The following is a 15,917-nucleotide window of genomic DNA, read 5'->3' as shown; positions in this document are numbered from 1 at the left end:
CCAAGGAAGAAAAACTTCCTTGGTTTATTTTAATTGTTCGAAAGCGTAGTGGGCCATCTTTTTCGTATCAGGGTATAACTGAGTACGACTAGAAGAAAATACAACGTTAATAACGCGTTTACCATCTTTTTCATCAACTGTTACGACCGTATATTTTCCTAAAGCAGATAAACCACTTTTACTTCCAATTGCATATGAATCATTATAAAGTTCTTCGCGGCCATAGTTTGCGATTTTTGGAGATCGCTGTGAAGTATGTAATGTTGTGCGCGTCGTATTCATATAATCTAGTACAATTGGGTATTTTAATGCTTCTTTCGTAATGATTGCGATATCGTAAGGTGATACCTTATTGCCGAGTGCGTCAGCCCCGCTCGCATTTTTAAACGTCGCATGCTTTGCCCCGAGCTCTTTGGCTCTTTCATTCATCATTTTTACAAACTTTTCTTTTGATCCTGCAATATGCTCTGCAATAGATTCAGCAATTGGATCAGCACTAATGACGAGCATCAGTTTTAATGCTTCATCTCTTTTTAATTTTTCACCAGCGCGAAGTTTAATTTTTTTACTCTGACTTTCGGTTTTTGTAGCATTTTCTGTGACAGTAATTTCTTCATCTTTCTTTACATTCTCTAGTAAAAGAAGAGTGGTCATCATTTTTGTTACACTAGCTGGGTAAGAACGTTCTTGTTCTCGTTTTCCATATAGGATTTCGCCGGTATCGGCATCAATTGTAATGCCGTATTTCCCTGTGATAGCAGGCCCGTTATCTTTAACGTCCTTTTGGCGCTTTGCGTAAGAGAAGAAAATCATACTTGTAAAAAGTGTAGCAATCATCACAATCATGATTATTGTTCGTTTCATCATACAGTCCCTCGTTTGTTTCGCCTTATGTATACAAAATAAATTGGGCAGAAAAGCGGCCCAATATTCATTATGCCACGTTCCCTGCCCAAAGATATAGCGTTATTTTTCACCCATGTTTTGTTTTTTGTATTGTTGATTGTTTCCTTGGCGACCTTTTTCGATGCCACGATCTACTGGACCTGCATTTCCTGTTACGCTAGCAGCACTAACACCTGCTTTTGAAGGGTCTTTCTTAAGCTTTGCCATATAAATTCCTCCGTTTTCGTCAAATTCTAAAAAGAAAAAAGCGTATTCTAGTAAAGAAAATACACAATCATAGGATGTCCAAACGTAAAAAAATAATTTGTTTCAGAAAATTTTATTTTTAAATATATTGCGAAAATTTAAACAGTATCATATATTTATTAGTAGAGGCTCACTCATTGATTGCGACGTACGTCGAAAAATTGAATGAGCATTCATTCAAGAATAAGGGGGAGAAATGGATGTTCCAAATTAAAAAGGCTGCCGTTCTCGGTTCTGGCGTAATGGGTTCAGGGATTGCTGCACATTTAGCCAACATTGGTATACCAACATTATTGCTTGATATTGTACCACCATCGCTTACAAAAGAAGAGGAAGCGAAGGGACTTACGTTAGAACATAAAAGTGTAAGAAATCGTTTTAGCAACGGAGCATTGCAAAAATTATTAAAGCAAAAACCAGCTCCTCTTACAGTGAAACAAAATTTGGCATTAATTGAAGCTGGTAATATGGAAGATGATATGGAACGCCTCGCTGATGTAGATTGGATTATTGAGGTTGTTGTTGAAAACTTAGAAATCAAAAAGAAATTATTCGAAAAAGTAGATGCTGTTCGCAAACCAGGTTCTATTGTGAGCTCAAATACATCAGGCATTTCCGTTGAAAAAATGGCAGAAGGGCGTTCAGTTGACTTCCAAAAAAACTTTCTAGGAACGCACTTTTTTAATCCACCACGTTATTTAAAACTTCTTGAGATTATACCAACAAAAGAAACAGACCCACATGTGTTAGACTTCATGAAATTATTTGGCGAAGATGTACTTGGAAAAGGTGTTGTTACTGCAAAAGACACACCAAACTTTATTGGAAACCGCATTGGTACGTACGGACTACTTGTAACGCTGCAAGAAATGATTAAACGAGGTTATAGCGTTGGAGAAGTAGATTCTGTAACAGGTCCACTAATCGGTCGTCCAAAGAGCGCAACTTTCCGCACATTAGACGTTGTCGGATTAGATACATTTGTACATGTTGCAAACAATGTGTATGAAAATGTGCAGGAAGAAGAGCGTGATGTGTTTAAAGTACCGGCTTTTATGCATGACATGCTTGAAAGAAAATGGCTTGGCAGTAAAACAGGTCAAGGATTCTTCTTAAAACAAGGAAAAGAAATTTTAGAATTGAATCCCGAAACGATGGAATATGAAGCACGTAAAAAATTGAGAGCTGCTTCCGTAGAGTTAAGCAAGCAAGAAAAAGGATTATCAAACAAATTGAAAGCGCTTGTATATGCGAGAGATCGTGCTGGAGAGTTATTGTGGAACATTATCACGCCAACTCTTCTATACTCAGCGAAGCTTCATAAAGAAATTGCAGATGATATTGTTGCAATTGACCAAGCGATGAAGTGGGGATTTGGCTGGGAGCAAGGACCGTTTGAAATTTGGGATGCAATCGGCGTAGAAAAATCCATTCAAAAGATGGAAGAGAACGGGCAAGTTGTTCCTGCATGGGTAAAAGAAATGTTAGAGAAAGGCTTTAGCTCTTTCTATAAACATGATAATGGTGAAAGTTATTATTACGATAACGGTGAATATAAGCTTATTCAGCGTAATAAAAAAGCAATTTCTCTGAAACAATTAAAAGAGAAAAATGGTGTGTTAAAGAAAAACAGTGGAGCGAGCTTAATTGATTTAGGCGATGGCATCCTTTGCTTAGAATTCCATTCGAAGAGTAACGCAATTGGTATGGATATTACGCAAATGATTAATTACGCTGTCGATGAAGTTGAGAAAAATTATAAAGGGCTTGTTATTGGAAATCAATCGAAGAACTTCTGCGTTGGTGCGAACCTTGCGATGATCTTAATGGAAGCACAAGATGATAACTACTTTGAAATTGAGTGGGTCGTGAAAAACTTCCAAGACGCAATGATGAAAATTAAGTACAGCTCTAAGCCAGTTGTAGCAGCACCATATGGTATGACGCTTGGCGGCGGTACAGAAGTTTGTTTACCAGCAGCTAGCATTCAAGCTTCTAGCGAAACGTACATGGGATTAGTAGAAGTTGGTGTTGGTTTAATTCCTGGCGGTGGCGGTAATAAAGAGCTATACATTAAACACCTCAACAAGATGGCAAACGGTGTAGAGTTTGATCTGCAAAAGGTTGCGAATAAAGTGTTTGAATCAGTCGCAATGGCGAAAGTATCTACATCAGCGCAAGAAGCTGTTTCTCGTAACTTCTTAGGCGATAAAGATGGTATTAGTGTGAATGGTGATCACTTACTATATGATGCAAAACAAAAAGCACTTGCTTTATATGAAGCAGGCTATAAAGCACCGATTCGTAAAAAGGTACCAGTTGTCGGTGAAACAGGATATGCAACGCTATTGCTTGGAGCAGAAGCAATGCATCTATCTGGTTATATTTCCGAATATGACTTACACATTGCGAAAAAGCTCGCATATGTCATTGCTGGTGGAAAAGTACCGTATGGAACAGAAGTTGATGAGCAGTATTTATTAGATGTGGAACGTGAAGCATTTATCAGTTTAGTAAGTGAGATGAAATCACAAGCAAGAATGCAGCACATGCTTGTAAAAGGAAAGCCATTACGTAACTAATAACGAGGGGAGATATCGTTCATGAGAGAAGCTGTCATTGTTGCGGGAGCAAGAACGCCAATTGGGAAGGCAAAGAGGGGTTCATTAAAAACAGTTCGTCCTGATGATTTAGGAGCATTAGTAGTAAAAGAAACGTTAAAACGTGCGAATAACTATGAAGGACCAATTGATGATTTGATTTTTGGTTGTGCGATGCCAGAAGCAGAACAAGGGTTAAATATGGCACGTAATATCGGCGGATTAGCAGGACTTTCTTACGATGTTCCGGCTATTACAATTAACCGTTACTGTTCTTCAGGATTACAAAGTATCGCTTACGGAGCAGAGCGGATTATGCTCGGTCACTCGGAAGCAGTATTATCTGGCGGAGCAGAATCTATGAGTTTAGTCCCAATGATGGGGCACGTCGTTCGTCCGAATAGCCGCCTTGTAGAAGGGGCTCCAGAATACTATATGGGCATGGGGCATACAGCGGAACAAGTCGCTGTTAAATATGGAATTTCTCGCGAAGAGCAAGATGCATTTGCAGTAAGGAGTCATCAGCGTGCAGCGAAAGCATTAGCTGAAGGGAAATTTGCTGACGAAACAGTCCCTGTAGATGTAACGCTACGCACTGTTTCAGCGAGTAATAAAATACAAGAAGAAACAATCATCTTTTCACAAGATGAAGGAGTAAGAGCAGATACGACATTAGATGTCCTTGGAAAATTACGTCCAGCATTTAATGTTCGTGGTTCTGTAACAGCTGGTAACTCTTCACAAATGAGTGATGGTGCAGCATCAGTACTTCTTATGGATCGTGAAAAAGCAGTAAGCGATGGCATGCAGCCACTTGCAAAATTCCGCTCCTTCGCAGTAGCTGGTGTACCACCAGAAGTAATGGGAATTGGGCCAATTGCAGCGATTCCAAAGGCGCTAAAATTAGCTGGGCTTGAACTATCTGACATCGGCTTATTTGAGTTAAATGAAGCATTTGCATCTCAATCTATCCAAGTTATTCGTGAACTTGGCTTAGATGAAGAAAAGGTAAATGTAAACGGCGGTGCAATTGCACTTGGGCATCCACTTGGCTGCACAGGAGCGAAACTAACATTAACTCTTATTCACGAGATGAAACGTCGCAATCAACAATTCGGTATCGTTACAATGTGTATCGGCGGCGGAATGGGAGCTGCGGGAGTGTTCGAATTACTATAAAAAGTGGAGATAGCTCGTTCAGAACAGGAGGGTGTTGGAGTTCCTGACGCAGAGATGATTTTTGCCTCTAAGAAAGGAGCGAAACGACCGACTGTTCTAGCTATCGGAACTGGACAAATAAAAAGTGGAGATAGCTCGTTCAGAACAGGAGGGTGTTGGAGTTCCTGACGCAGAGGCGATTTTTGCCTCTAAGAAAGGAGCGAAACGACCGACTGTTCTAGCTATCGGAGCTGGACAAATAAAAAGTGGAAGTGACTAAAGGGTATAAAAAATAAAGGGAGAGCCAGCTTCTCTTGAAACGAGAGAAGCTGCTTATGAAAATATGAAGGAGGAAATTTTCATGGAAAAAACAGTGGGAAGCGCAGTAAAAGGTGGTAGCTTTTTAGTTGATGATATTACAATTGATCAAGTGTTTACGCCGGAAGATTTTTCAGCTGAGCATAAAATGATTGCAAAAACGACAGAGGATTTTATCGTAAATGAAGTTCTGCCAGAACTTGAATATTTAGAGAAACACGAGTTTGATCGCTCTGTGCGTTTATTAAAAGAAGCTGGAGAACTTGGTTTATTAGGTGCTGATGTACCAGAAGAATACGGCGGGATTGGACTTGATAAAATTAGCTCAGCATTAATTGCAGAGAAATTCTCTCGCGCTGGCGGCTTTGCAATTACACATGGTGCTCACGTTGGTATCGGATCATTACCAATCGTATTATTCGGTAACGAAGAGCAAAAGAAACAATATTTACCGCTACTGGCAACAGGTGAAAAATTAGCTGCATACGCATTAACTGAGCCAGGATCAGGGTCTGATGCATTAGGTGCAAAAACGACTGCTCGCTTAAATGCGGAGGGCACACATTACGTATTAAACGGTGAAAAACAATGGATTACAAACTCAGCTTTCGCTGATGTATTTATTGTATACGCAAAAGTTGATGGCGAGCACTTCACAGCGTTTATTGTCGAGAAAGAATATCCAGGCGTATCTACAAGCCCTGAAGAAAAGAAAATGGGTATTAAATGTTCTTCTACTCGTACGTTAATTTTAGAAGATGCATTAGTACCGAAAGAAAATGTACTTGGTGAAATTGGTAAGGGTCATGTTATCGCCTTTAACATTTTAAATATTGGTCGTTATAAATTAGGCGTTGGTACAGTTGGTTCTTCTAAACGTGCGTTAGAAATCTCCGCACAATACGCAAATCAACGTCAACAGTTTAAACAACCGATCGCTCGCTTCCCATTAATTCAAGAAAAATTAGCGAATATGGCAGCGAAAATTTATGCAGCAGAAAGCTCTGTATATCGTACGGTTGGTTTATTTGAAAGCCATATGAGTACACTAACAGAAGAGCAAGTAAAAGACGGTAAAGCTGTAGCAGCTTCTATCGCGGAATACGCAATTGAGTGCTCATTAAATAAAGTATTTGGTTCTGAAGTACTAGACTACGTAGTAGATGAAGGTGTGCAAATTCACGGTGGCTACGGATTTATGGCAGAATACGAGATTGAAAGAATGTACCGAGATTCTCGTATTAACCGTATTTTTGAAGGTACGAACGAAATTAACCGTTTAATCGTACCAGGCACGTTCTTACGTAAAGCGATGAAAGGTGAATTACCACTTCTGCAAAAAGCACAAAAATTACAAGAAGAATTAATGATGATGATGCCAGAAGAAGTGGGCGATGAGCCATTAGCACTTCAAAAATATTTAGTAAATAATGCGAAGAAAATCGGCTTAATGGTAGCTGGATTAGCGGTTCAAAAATACGGTAAAGGCTTAGATAAAGAACAAGAAGTTCTTGTCAACATTGCTGATATCGTGAGCAACTTATATGCAATGGAATCTGCGGTTCTTCGTACAGAAAAAGCAATCAAAGTAACAGGCCTTGAAAAGAATAAGCAAAAGGTTCTATACACAGAAGTGTTCTGTCAAGAAGCGTTCAACGAAATTGAAGCACATGCGAAAGAAACAATTATCGCTGTAGAAAATGGTGATATGCTGCGCATGATGTTATCAGCACTTCGTAAATTTACACGTCATACACCGCTTAACGTAATTCCGAAGAAGCGTGAAATTGCAGCGAAAGTGCTAGAGGATGAGCGTTATACAATTTAATGATTTGGCAAAAAACAGTAGTCGCACCGGGCGGCTACTGTTTTTTATTTTTAATATGTATGTAATTAAAATCTAGGTTATATATTCAAAATAAGAATAACTGGAAAAAAATTCTTGTTAAAACTAATGGTGTTAGTTTTAAGGGAGAGGGATGTTTACGATGCGAATGATTCATGAAAGTACAATTTATCAATTAGCGTTTTTACCTAATTTGTTTCCGGTTAATTGCTATTTGGTGGAGGAAGAAGATGGTTTAACTTTAATTGATGCCGCTTTGCCATATAGTGCAAAAGGAATTTTGCAGGCAGCTCAGAAAATTGGGAAACCCATTACGAAAATTGTGCTAACACATGCACATGACGATCATGTTGGTTCACTTGATGCACTAAAGCAAGTGCTTCCCGATGTTCCCGTTTATATTTCAAAGAGAGATGCTCGTTTGTTAGCTGGGGATATGACATTACAATTAGATGAACCGAACACACCAATAAAAGGTGGCGTATCTAAAAAAGTAAAAACAAGAGCAGATATTTTATTAGAGGATGGAGATCGAGTGGGCTCTCTTTTTGCAATAGCGACGTCAGGACATACGCCTGGTTCTATGTCATTTCTTGATACCCGAAATGATGCATTAATTGTAGGAGATGCTTTTCAAACACGCGGAGGTATTGCAGTAGCGGGACAAATAAAATGGATGTTTCCATTTCCAGCTATAGGAACATGGAATAAAGAAAAGTCATTAGAGAGTGCCAAGAAGCTTCAGAAGTATGAGCCTTCATTACTTGCCGCAGGGCATGGACGAATGATGAAGCAACCGCTTGATGCGATAAAACGTGCCATTATAGAAGCGGAACAAAATTTATTCGATGGAAAGGAAATGTAGCATATGTTGATTTTGTACGCAGACATCCAGGATTGTATGAAGAAGCTACTCTTCTACGAGACTTAGATGTTCAATGGACGGGAGGGAAAATTGTAGATTTGGCAGTTGGCGTGCTCTCCTCATATGACTTGGAAGGAGAAGCAGCACTAAAATAAATGTTTGCAGGACATTTTGGCAGAATGATTTTGGGGAAGGTGGAGTGGTTTTGTTATTGGGGCGGTCGTATTGAGCCACTGGGCGCTTGATTTACTTGTGCATTGCGTTGATTTGTCATTACTTCATGGGAATTTTGGAAACTTTCCATTGCTTGGTTTTGCAGCCTGAGATCGTTACAATATTAGGAAACCTTTTGAAAACCCTTGGAGAGATTCCGAGGTTTTTTTACTTTAGCATTTCATTGTGTACATGGTAGTGTTTCTTTTGGAGATCTGCTACATAAAATGTATACAAACCTAGAAGACATTAAATAATAAGGATGCAAACAATTAATCAATGTAGAAAGGAAGGTCTTTATTATGCCAAACTTAACCGAGCTTGAGCTTGAAAATTTACGCCATATTATTGGGGGACATGGGACAGTTGCGAACAAATTAGATCAGTATGCGCAGCAGTGTACAGATCCTCAATTGAAACAAATGCTACAGCAAGATGCGCAAGCTGCAAGAAATACAAAACAACAATTAATGTCCTTTTTAGGCTAGGAGGGTATCAAATATGAACGAAAAAGATATGGTTAACGATTATTTATCGGAATTAAATGCTAGTTTGACTAGCTATGCGAATTACATAGCAGAATCGAATAACGAAAAGTTACATCAAACGCTGATTCACATTCGCAATCAAGATGAAACAAGACAACGTAACGTATATAAATATGCATTGCAAAAGGGATATTATCAACCAGCTGCCCCTGCCAATCCAACGGTAGTGCAGCAACTGAAAAGTCAACTAAGCGCACAATAATAAAAAAACGAGTGAACATCATGTGATGTTTCATTCGTTTTTTTTATTTTTATTTATTATTTATATATATGTCAAGATGAATATATAAATTTATTTTTTGGTGTAACAAATATGACGAAAAGTTTGTGTGAGATTTCACAAAAAGTACATAAACTTTGCTCGATGATTCACAAAGTATCTATGGTTTCTACAGTGAAAATCTCTATAATGAAAGGTATAAAGGACGAACAATACATAAAATCACATGATTACTTAGGGGAGATTCTTATGAATAGAAACACAAGAAAAATCGCAATTATTGGTACTGGGTTAGTTGGATCAAGCTGTGCGTATTCAATTGTGAATCAAGGTATCTGTGAGGAACTAGCACTAATCGATTTAAATCATGAAAGAGCAGTTGGGGAAGCGATGGATTTATCACACTGCATTAACTTTACAAATACAAGAACAAAAGTATATGCAGGAACTTATGAAGACTGTAAAGATATGGACATTGTTATTATTACAGCAGGTCCAGCTCCGACACCAGGGCAAAGCCGTTTGGATACTTTAGGAGCAAGCGCGAAGATTATGGAAAGTGTTGTATCAGGCGTAATGGAAAGTGGATTTAATGGGATTTTCTTACTAGCATCTAATCCGGTTGATATTATTACGTATCAAGTTTGGAAATTATCAGGTCTGCCAAGAAATCGCGTGATCGGTACTGGGACATCATTAGATTCTTCGCGATTGAGAACAATTTTATCTGAAATGCTGGAAGTTGACCCTCGTAGTATTGATGGTTATGCATTAGGTGAGCATGGTGATTCACAAATGGTTGCTTGGTCTCATGCAACAGTTGGCGGCAAACCAATCTTGCAAATTTTAGAAGAGCAAAAAGAGCGTTTAGGTGAAATTGATTTAGATGAAATTGTAGAAAAAACTGCAAAAGCTGGTTGGGAGATTTATAAACGTAAAGGAACTACTTATTACGGTATTGGTAACTCACTTGCTTATATTGCGAGATCTATCTTTAATGATGACCACCGCGTGATTGCCGTTTCAGCAATCCTAGACGGCGAATATGGTGAATTTGATATTTGTACAGGTGTACCAGCGATTATTACAAGAGATGGTGTGAAAGAAGTTATCGAACTGAACTTATCTGAAGCTGAAGAAAACCGATTTGCAAAATCCAATGATATTTTACGTGACTACATGAAAACAATCGGTTACTAAAATAGGAGAAGGTGAAACAGATGAAGGAATATATCATGTCTCGTGTATTCAAAGGTTCTGCCGGGATTGCACAAGGTATTTTCGTATCCCTCGGAATTGGTTTGCTGATAGAAAATATAGGAAGAATTGTTGATATCCCGATGTTAATTACAATCGGAGTTGTTGCGAAGTCACTGATGGCACCAGCGATTGGAGCAGGGATTGCTTTTATGCTCGGTGCAAATGGACTTGTTATTTTCTCTGCAATGATTGCCGGCGCGCTTGGAGCCGGATCGATTTCGATTACTGAAGCCGGTTTAATTATTAAAACTGGTGAACCAATTGGTGCATTATTAACAGCAACTTTAGCGGTTTATATCGGTAAACGATTAAGTGGGAAAACTGCTTTAGATATGATGCTCGTTCCATTCGCAGCAATATTAGGTTCAGGTGTAGTCGGTATTTGGTTAGCTCAAAATATTAGCCCTGTATTAAATGCAATCGGAGTATTTATTAAAGATAGCTCAGCAGGTAGTCCATTTATCGCTTCCATCGTACTTGCGGTTGTTTGGGGACTATTATTAATCTCACCAGCTTCATCAGCAGCGCTAGCAATTGCCCTTAGTCTAGACGGTGTTGCAGGCGGTGCAGCCCTTGCAGGATGTGTAGCTCAATTTATCGGATTCTCTGTTATTTCTGCAAAAGAGAACAATTTAGGTGGTATTTTAGCCCAAGCGCTCTGTACTCCAAAAGTACAGTTGCCGAATATTACTAAAAATCCAATGATTCTTGTGCCAACTGTTGTTGCCAGCGCAATTGTCGGGCCTGTGTCAGCACTTATTTTCCAATTAGAAGCAGGAAAAGAGATTGCAGGACTTGGGTTAAGTTCTTTTATTGCACCAATTAATTTAATTTCAAATCAAGGATTAAGTGTTGTACCGGCAATGGTCATTACTTATATCGTAATCCCGGTAGCTGTTTCTTATATCCTTTATATGGTACTAAGAAAAGCAGGTCGTATTAAATCTGGCGACATGACTGTACCACAATCTTAATCGTTAGACTTATTATATTGGAAATTTCCTTTATATAGATAAAAGCAGACTGAAGAAGCCACAGTCTGCTTTTTTTGTTGCATTTTATCCCGCATGAATGGGTAGTCTACCCACACTAATCAAAGTTTCACTTTATAGGGTTGTCCTACAGGTATCGTAACCTTTTCTTTGCGATATGCCAGTAGCAATTGCACGCCGAAGTATAATGTGCTGGCAACTACTATTCCTGACACAGCATCTAAAAAGGCATGTTGTTTTGTGAATAAAGTAGATAGAATGATGAGCATGCCAAAGAAAGTAAGAATCCAATATTCCCACTTGTGTTGTTCTCTTCGTTTATAAGCAGCTAACATAATGACGAATGTTGTTAAGACGTGAATACTCGGAAAACAATTTACTGGTTGATCAATACTATAAATATAGCGAACTAAGTTTGAGAACGCATCTGTTCCTACTACTTCTGGACGAGGTACTGTCGTTTGCCACATGTAATAAATCGAAAAGCACGTAAGTTTTCCAAGAATGATACTGCTTAGTGTAACGTAATATTGCTTGCGGTCAGCAAAACAATAGTAAATTAAAGCACCGTATAAGTAGGGAAACCAAAGTAAATACGGAATAATAAATGCTTTTACAAACGGAATCCAATCATCGACTATTGTTGTGACATCAACAGCTTGGACGCCGGATTTATTGAGTACATCGTAAAGGGGACTTACGAGTACAAGTAGAAATATATAACTTAATGGAAGAAAAGACGAAAGTTTATATTTTTTCATAGTTGTCTCCTATTTTTCTAGTAATGTAAGTAAATCCAATTGATTATTATAATATGGAAAAACAAAATGGGCTATCGATTTTACTTACATTTTTTGAATTAAGCTTACATTTTTGTCACTTGATTTTTGAAATGGAGGGATTAGGGATGAAACGTTTGCTTAGCTTGTTGTTTGTTATATTGCTATGTTTAGGGGCAGCTGGATGTACAAAGAATAAGGATGTGCCAGCTTCCTTAGAGTATAGTGGGAGAGCGTTAGTGATTGGGGTTGTCGGTGAAGCACCAAATGATACGTTTAGAAATATAAGGTTTGTACAGGTGACTTTAGATGAAATGAAAGAGAAATCTGAGGAAGTTGATGGATTTCTCGTTATGAAAGAATATTTTGGGCCAGCATCAGAAGACAAATATACAGATCTATTTTTAACGCTTAAAAAGCCAGTGTTTTTTATTGGTTTAAAGGATAGATCGTATTTGATTTTTATAGAAAAAGGTTTAGATTATAACAATGCACTGGTAAATAAAAAAGGGTTGTATACACAAGGGTTCGTAAACATTGGAAGTGGTGAAGGGCGGTCTTGGAGCACTGGTTTATACAATGATACGATTACGGAGCAAAGTCTTCATAATATGTATATATACGTGTTTCAAACGATTGCAGATTATTTGAGCAGAAAATAAGAAGACCAATAAGCTTCCACTGTCAACTACCCACCACTTCAAACGTTTGTTTAACAGGTATGTTCGGCTTTTTTATCTCGCTATTTGCGGGCAGTAATACCCCCACCTCAAATTTCGACAGGAAACAAAGAAGTTAGGTGGGGATGAAGAAAACCCCCACTGAATAAAGTTTCACTTTATTTGATCAAACGTTTGTTTAATATATGTGTTCGTATACACGTATAAGTCATTATATAGGCATGGGCATAAGATAAAGCAGTATGACATAATATTTTTTAGAAATCAGCCAAAATTATATGTTTTTTTGCAGGATAAATGAAATAGACATCGAAAATAGTTAGAGTTTGGAGAATAATCGTTTGAAATAATAAAATGTTTTCTATATGATAAAGGTAAAGGTTAGTAAAAGTAGGTGAATGTATGTCAGTAACATTTTATTCATATCCAAAATGCGGTACATGTCAAAAAGCAAAGAAATGGTTTGAAGCAAACGATGTGGCATATGAAATGATTCATATTGTTGAGGCTCCACCTTCTAAAGAAGATTTACGTAATTTACATGCAAAAAGTGAATTGCCATTAAAAAAATTCTTCAATACAAGTGGAATGCGTTACCGTGAGCTTGGTTTAAAGGATAAGTTAAAAGAGGCAAGTGAAGACGAAATGTTAGATTTACTAGCTTCTGATGGCATGTTGATCAAACGTCCAATTGTAACAGATGGAAATGATGTAACACTTGGTTTTAATGAAGAGCAATTTGAAAGCGTGTGGAAAAAGTACCAATAAGGTATTTTTACATAATTAATACATTCAGTGGAGGTACAGTCATGAGCATTCCAAATCATTTACGTTACTCTGAAGAACACGAATGGGTAAAAACTGAAGGCAACCAAGTTGTTATCGGTATTACTCATTTCGCACAAAGTGAGTTAGGCGATATCGTATTCGTAGAACTTCCTGAAGTTGGTGCAACAATTGAAGCTGACGAGCCATTCGGAAGTGTAGAATCTGTTAAAACAGTTTCTGAATTATACGCACCTGTAAGTGGTAAAGTTGTAGCAGTAAACGAAAATCTAAGCGACCAACCAGAGCTTGTTAACGAATCTCCATACGAAGGTGCATGGATGGTTAAAGTTGAACTTGCTGATGCAGGTCAAGTAGAAGAGTTATTAACTGCAGAACAATACGCAGAAATGACAAACCAAGACTAAGATAAAAAGGACAGCGAATTCGCTGTCCTTTTTATTTTTATCCTGCGAATAGCCCGATTGGCTTAACTAATCAAAGTTTCACTGTATGTTTTTTTAAAATAAATTCATCGTTTGATCCGCATCTAAACCTTCATATGACTTTCGGTCGAGGCCTTAGCCAACAGCTCCAACGTCCTCACATTCTAAGCAAGCCGCTTCCGCTTTTCTTTGTCCTAGCCCCTCATGTCTAAGAACCTTCCGCACGAGAAGACAAAAAGCGCCTCTACGTCAGGAGTTCCAACGCCCTCTTGTTCTAAACGAGCCGCTTCCACATTTCATTTCAAAAATAAACAGGAAACAACATGAAAAGAACGAATATACTATATACTAAGGTGAGGTTGTATTATAGTTTATGGTGATCGGGTGATGACAAATGGTCTATGTAGAAAAAGTCATTATTGTCGAAGGTAAGTCAGATAGAAGAAAGATTGAATCTATTATTCGAGAACCGGTGGAAATTGTTTGTACAAATGGTACAATTGGTTTGTCGAAAATGGATGAGTTCATTGATCAGTTTTTTGATAAGGAAGTGTATGTTTTGGTTGATGCAGATGATGCTGGTGAAAAGCTTAGAAAGCAGTTTCGCCGAGAATTTCCGCAAGCAGAACATATATACATTGATCGTTCGTATCGTGAAGTAGCGACTGCTCCTTCTAATCATTTAGCGAACGTACTATGGGGCGCTGACATTGACGTTTACACAGAATATTTACGGTAAGGAATGATAGAAGTGATTGACTGGACAGGTGATGAAGCTGTAGCTCTAATAGCAGACCAAGAAAGAACAGTGTTGTATGTGTATACACCAATGTGTGGAACATGCCAATTAGCAAAAAAGATGCTAACAGTTGTAGAAGCTACCATATCTGATTTGAAAATTGGAATGCTAGATTTAAATTATGCTCCATATTTGGCACGGGAATATGCAATAGAAAGTGTACCTTGCTTACTTGTATTTGAACAGGGGACACTGATAAAGAAAATATATGCGTTTCATTCGGTTGAATATTTATATACAGAATTACAATAGGCGGCAATAATATTGCCGCCTCGACATATTTCTGGGGAAATATAACTAGAGAAGTGGAAATCATCCAATATTTGTCGAGAAAAAGTAAAAGGATTGCTTTTGATCAGGATGGAATGGTATTAGGTAGAAAGTGATGTGAAGGATGTGATTGGAATGAAATTATATTCGTTGCTTCAATCATTTGTAACATATGCTAATGCCCAGTATCACCTGGAGCCCCTGCTTCGACAAGGTGAAAAAACAATTAGTTTTACGCTTCATGATGAATGTTATTCGCTCCAAATTTCAAGAGAATACATACAAATCTTGAAAGGGTCAATGGGAACAGAACAGGTCGTTTGTTTTTATGAAGACGACTTACGACGGTTAGTGACTGGAAACGTAAGATTACAAACGCTGTTGCACAGCGGACGTGTTCAATATAATGGGACGTATCGCACAATGTTATTATTAGAATCCGTATTTCATATATGTAAGCCATTACGAGTAGGTGCTTAATATTCAGAAGTTTCATTTTTTCCGAAAGTTTCTGTTGACATATAATTCGTATGTTGATACAATTCATTTCATAAAATAAAGACAATTTCATAAATTACAAATCAGACGAAATTTGAATCTGATTTCTCTTATCAAGAGAGGTGGAGGGACTGAGCCCGATGAAACCCGGCAACCGTCAACTTATGTTGAAATGGTGCCAATTCCTGCAAAGCGAATGCTTTGAGAGATGAGAGGAAAGGATAATGGTATATATACATGTAAACCTTTCTGCTCATTCCAAAAGCAGAAAGGTTTTTTTGTTGTCTGAATGAGGAGGACATTCGGTAACAGAGAAAGCTTTTCAGAGATAGAAAGCCGCGTGTGCTTTCAAAGATCTAGCTCCAGCGGCTAGAACCTCCGGTCATTTCGCTTTCTCGGTCGAGAGCTCCAATGTCCTACGGTTTTGAACAAGCTGCTTACGCTTTTTAAGGAATCCAGCTTTAGCAGCTAGAATGTTCGGTGGCTTCGCTTCTTCCTACGAGGCAAA

18 protein-coding genes, 2 pseudogenes and 1 riboswitch are annotated in these 15,917 nt (G+C 38.2%); of the genes and pseudogenes, 17 read left to right on the top strand and 3 right to left on the bottom strand.

Annotated features, from left to right (window positions below; translation table 11 throughout):
- Positions 1 to 24: 24 nt before the first annotated feature.
- Entirely contained in the window at positions 25 to 864 is an 840-nt protein-coding gene (locus QUF99_RS25975; protein ID WP_289373927.1) for a D-alanyl-D-alanine carboxypeptidase family protein, read from the bottom strand.
- Between the two features lie 102 nt (positions 865 to 966).
- Positions 967 to 1,113: a YuzL family protein gene (locus QUF99_RS25970; protein WP_289373926.1), complete on the bottom strand. Its 147-nt coding sequence runs from the start codon at positions 1,111 to 1,113 to the stop codon at positions 967 to 969.
- 239 nt (positions 1,114 to 1,352) lie between these two features.
- Here QUF99_RS25970 and QUF99_RS25965 point away from each other — a divergent pair, with 239 nt between their 5' ends.
- From QUF99_RS25965 to QUF99_RS25915, 11 genes and pseudogenes are all read left to right on the top strand, one after another.
- Positions 1,353 to 3,734, top strand: a complete 2,382-nt coding sequence (locus QUF99_RS25965) for a 3-hydroxyacyl-CoA dehydrogenase/enoyl-CoA hydratase family protein (RefSeq protein ID WP_289373925.1) — start codon at positions 1,353 to 1,355, stop codon at positions 3,732 to 3,734.
- Between the two features lie 21 nt (positions 3,735 to 3,755).
- Complete coding sequence (locus QUF99_RS25960) at positions 3,756 to 4,931, top strand: acetyl-CoA C-acetyltransferase (RefSeq protein ID WP_289373924.1); 1,176 nt, start codon at positions 3,756 to 3,758, stop codon at positions 4,929 to 4,931.
- 124 nt (positions 4,932 to 5,055) lie between these two features.
- Positions 5,056 to 5,190, top strand: a complete 135-nt coding sequence (locus QUF99_RS25955) for a hypothetical protein (RefSeq protein WP_289373923.1) — start codon at positions 5,056 to 5,058, stop codon at positions 5,188 to 5,190.
- 81 nt (positions 5,191 to 5,271) lie between these two features.
- Complete coding sequence (locus QUF99_RS25950) at positions 5,272 to 7,056, top strand: acyl-CoA dehydrogenase family protein (protein ID WP_289373922.1); 1,785 nt, start codon at positions 5,272 to 5,274, stop codon at positions 7,054 to 7,056.
- A gap of 160 nt (positions 7,057 to 7,216) precedes the next feature.
- On the top strand, positions 7,217 to 7,939 hold the full coding sequence (locus tag QUF99_RS25945) for an MBL fold metallo-hydrolase (RefSeq protein ID WP_289373921.1): 723 nt from the start codon (positions 7,217 to 7,219) through the stop codon (positions 7,937 to 7,939).
- Positions 7,939 to 8,088: pseudogene (locus tag QUF99_RS25940) on the top strand (TetR family transcriptional regulator); the annotation flags it as partial. The gene QUF99_RS25945 and the pseudogene QUF99_RS25940, both read left to right, overlap by 1 nt.
- A 34-nt stretch (positions 8,089 to 8,122) precedes the next feature.
- Positions 8,123 to 8,254: pseudogene (locus QUF99_RS25935) on the top strand (permease); the annotation flags it as partial.
- A 200-nt stretch (positions 8,255 to 8,454) separates the two neighbouring features.
- Positions 8,455 to 8,640, top strand: coding sequence for a hypothetical protein (locus QUF99_RS25930; RefSeq protein ID WP_289373919.1), 186 nt, complete (start codon positions 8,455 to 8,457; stop codon positions 8,638 to 8,640).
- A gap of 13 nt (positions 8,641 to 8,653) precedes the next feature.
- A complete protein-coding gene (locus QUF99_RS25925; protein ID WP_289373918.1) occupies positions 8,654 to 8,902 on the top strand; it encodes a spore coat protein in 249 nt (82 codons plus the stop codon).
- Between the two features lie 267 nt (positions 8,903 to 9,169).
- Entirely contained in the window at positions 9,170 to 10,120 is a 951-nt protein-coding gene (locus QUF99_RS25920; protein ID WP_483298617.1) for an L-lactate dehydrogenase, read from the top strand.
- A 20-nt stretch (positions 10,121 to 10,140) separates the two neighbouring features.
- Positions 10,141 to 11,154 (top strand): PTS sugar transporter subunit IIC, encoded by a 1,014-nt coding sequence (locus QUF99_RS25915; RefSeq protein ID WP_289373915.1) that lies wholly within the window; start codon positions 10,141 to 10,143, stop codon positions 11,152 to 11,154.
- Between the two features lie 119 nt (positions 11,155 to 11,273).
- Here the strand turns inward: QUF99_RS25915 and QUF99_RS25910 are convergent, their stop codons facing one another.
- Positions 11,274 to 11,933 (bottom strand): phosphatase PAP2 family protein, encoded by a 660-nt coding sequence (locus tag QUF99_RS25910; RefSeq protein WP_289373913.1) that lies wholly within the window; start codon positions 11,931 to 11,933, stop codon positions 11,274 to 11,276.
- A gap of 146 nt (positions 11,934 to 12,079) precedes the next feature.
- Between QUF99_RS25910 and QUF99_RS25905 the strand changes: the two genes are divergently transcribed.
- The 6 genes from QUF99_RS25905 to QUF99_RS25880 all read left to right on the top strand — a co-directional run bounded on the left by QUF99_RS25905 (position 12,080) and on the right by QUF99_RS25880 (position 15,391).
- Positions 12,080 to 12,613, top strand: a complete 534-nt coding sequence (locus QUF99_RS25905) for a hypothetical protein (protein ID WP_289373911.1) — start codon at positions 12,080 to 12,082, stop codon at positions 12,611 to 12,613.
- 420 nt (positions 12,614 to 13,033) lie between these two features.
- Positions 13,034 to 13,399 carry an arsenate reductase family protein gene (locus tag QUF99_RS25900; RefSeq protein ID WP_289373910.1) on the top strand — a complete coding sequence of 122 codons (366 nt, stop codon included), beginning with the start codon at positions 13,034 to 13,036 and terminating at the stop codon, positions 13,397 to 13,399.
- 41 nt (positions 13,400 to 13,440) lie between these two features.
- Positions 13,441 to 13,824 carry a glycine cleavage system protein GcvH gene (gene gcvH, locus QUF99_RS25895; protein WP_289373909.1) on the top strand — a complete coding sequence of 128 codons (384 nt, stop codon included), beginning with the start codon at positions 13,441 to 13,443 and terminating at the stop codon, positions 13,822 to 13,824.
- Positions 13,825 to 14,236: 412 nt separating this feature from the next.
- Positions 14,237 to 14,581 carry a toprim domain-containing protein gene (locus QUF99_RS25890; protein WP_286122549.1) on the top strand — a complete coding sequence of 115 codons (345 nt, stop codon included), beginning with the start codon at positions 14,237 to 14,239 and terminating at the stop codon, positions 14,579 to 14,581.
- A 3-nt stretch (positions 14,582 to 14,584) separates the two neighbouring features.
- Entirely contained in the window at positions 14,585 to 14,893 is a 309-nt protein-coding gene (locus tag QUF99_RS25885; protein ID WP_289373908.1) for a thioredoxin family protein, read from the top strand.
- A 153-nt stretch (positions 14,894 to 15,046) separates the two neighbouring features.
- Positions 15,047 to 15,391, top strand: coding sequence for a hypothetical protein (locus tag QUF99_RS25880; RefSeq protein ID WP_289373907.1), 345 nt, complete (start codon positions 15,047 to 15,049; stop codon positions 15,389 to 15,391).
- A 125-nt stretch (positions 15,392 to 15,516) separates the two neighbouring features.
- Positions 15,517 to 15,624: riboswitch (SAM riboswitch) on the top strand.
- The last annotated feature ends 293 nt before the right edge of the window (positions 15,625 to 15,917 follow it).

The organism is Bacillus sp. DX4.1, assembly GCF_030348195.1.
Lineage (GTDB): Bacteria > Bacillota > Bacilli > Bacillales > Bacillaceae_G > Bacillus_A.
The sequence above is the reverse complement of the archived record's forward strand: the minus strand, read 5'-3'. Positions and strand labels throughout refer to the sequence as shown.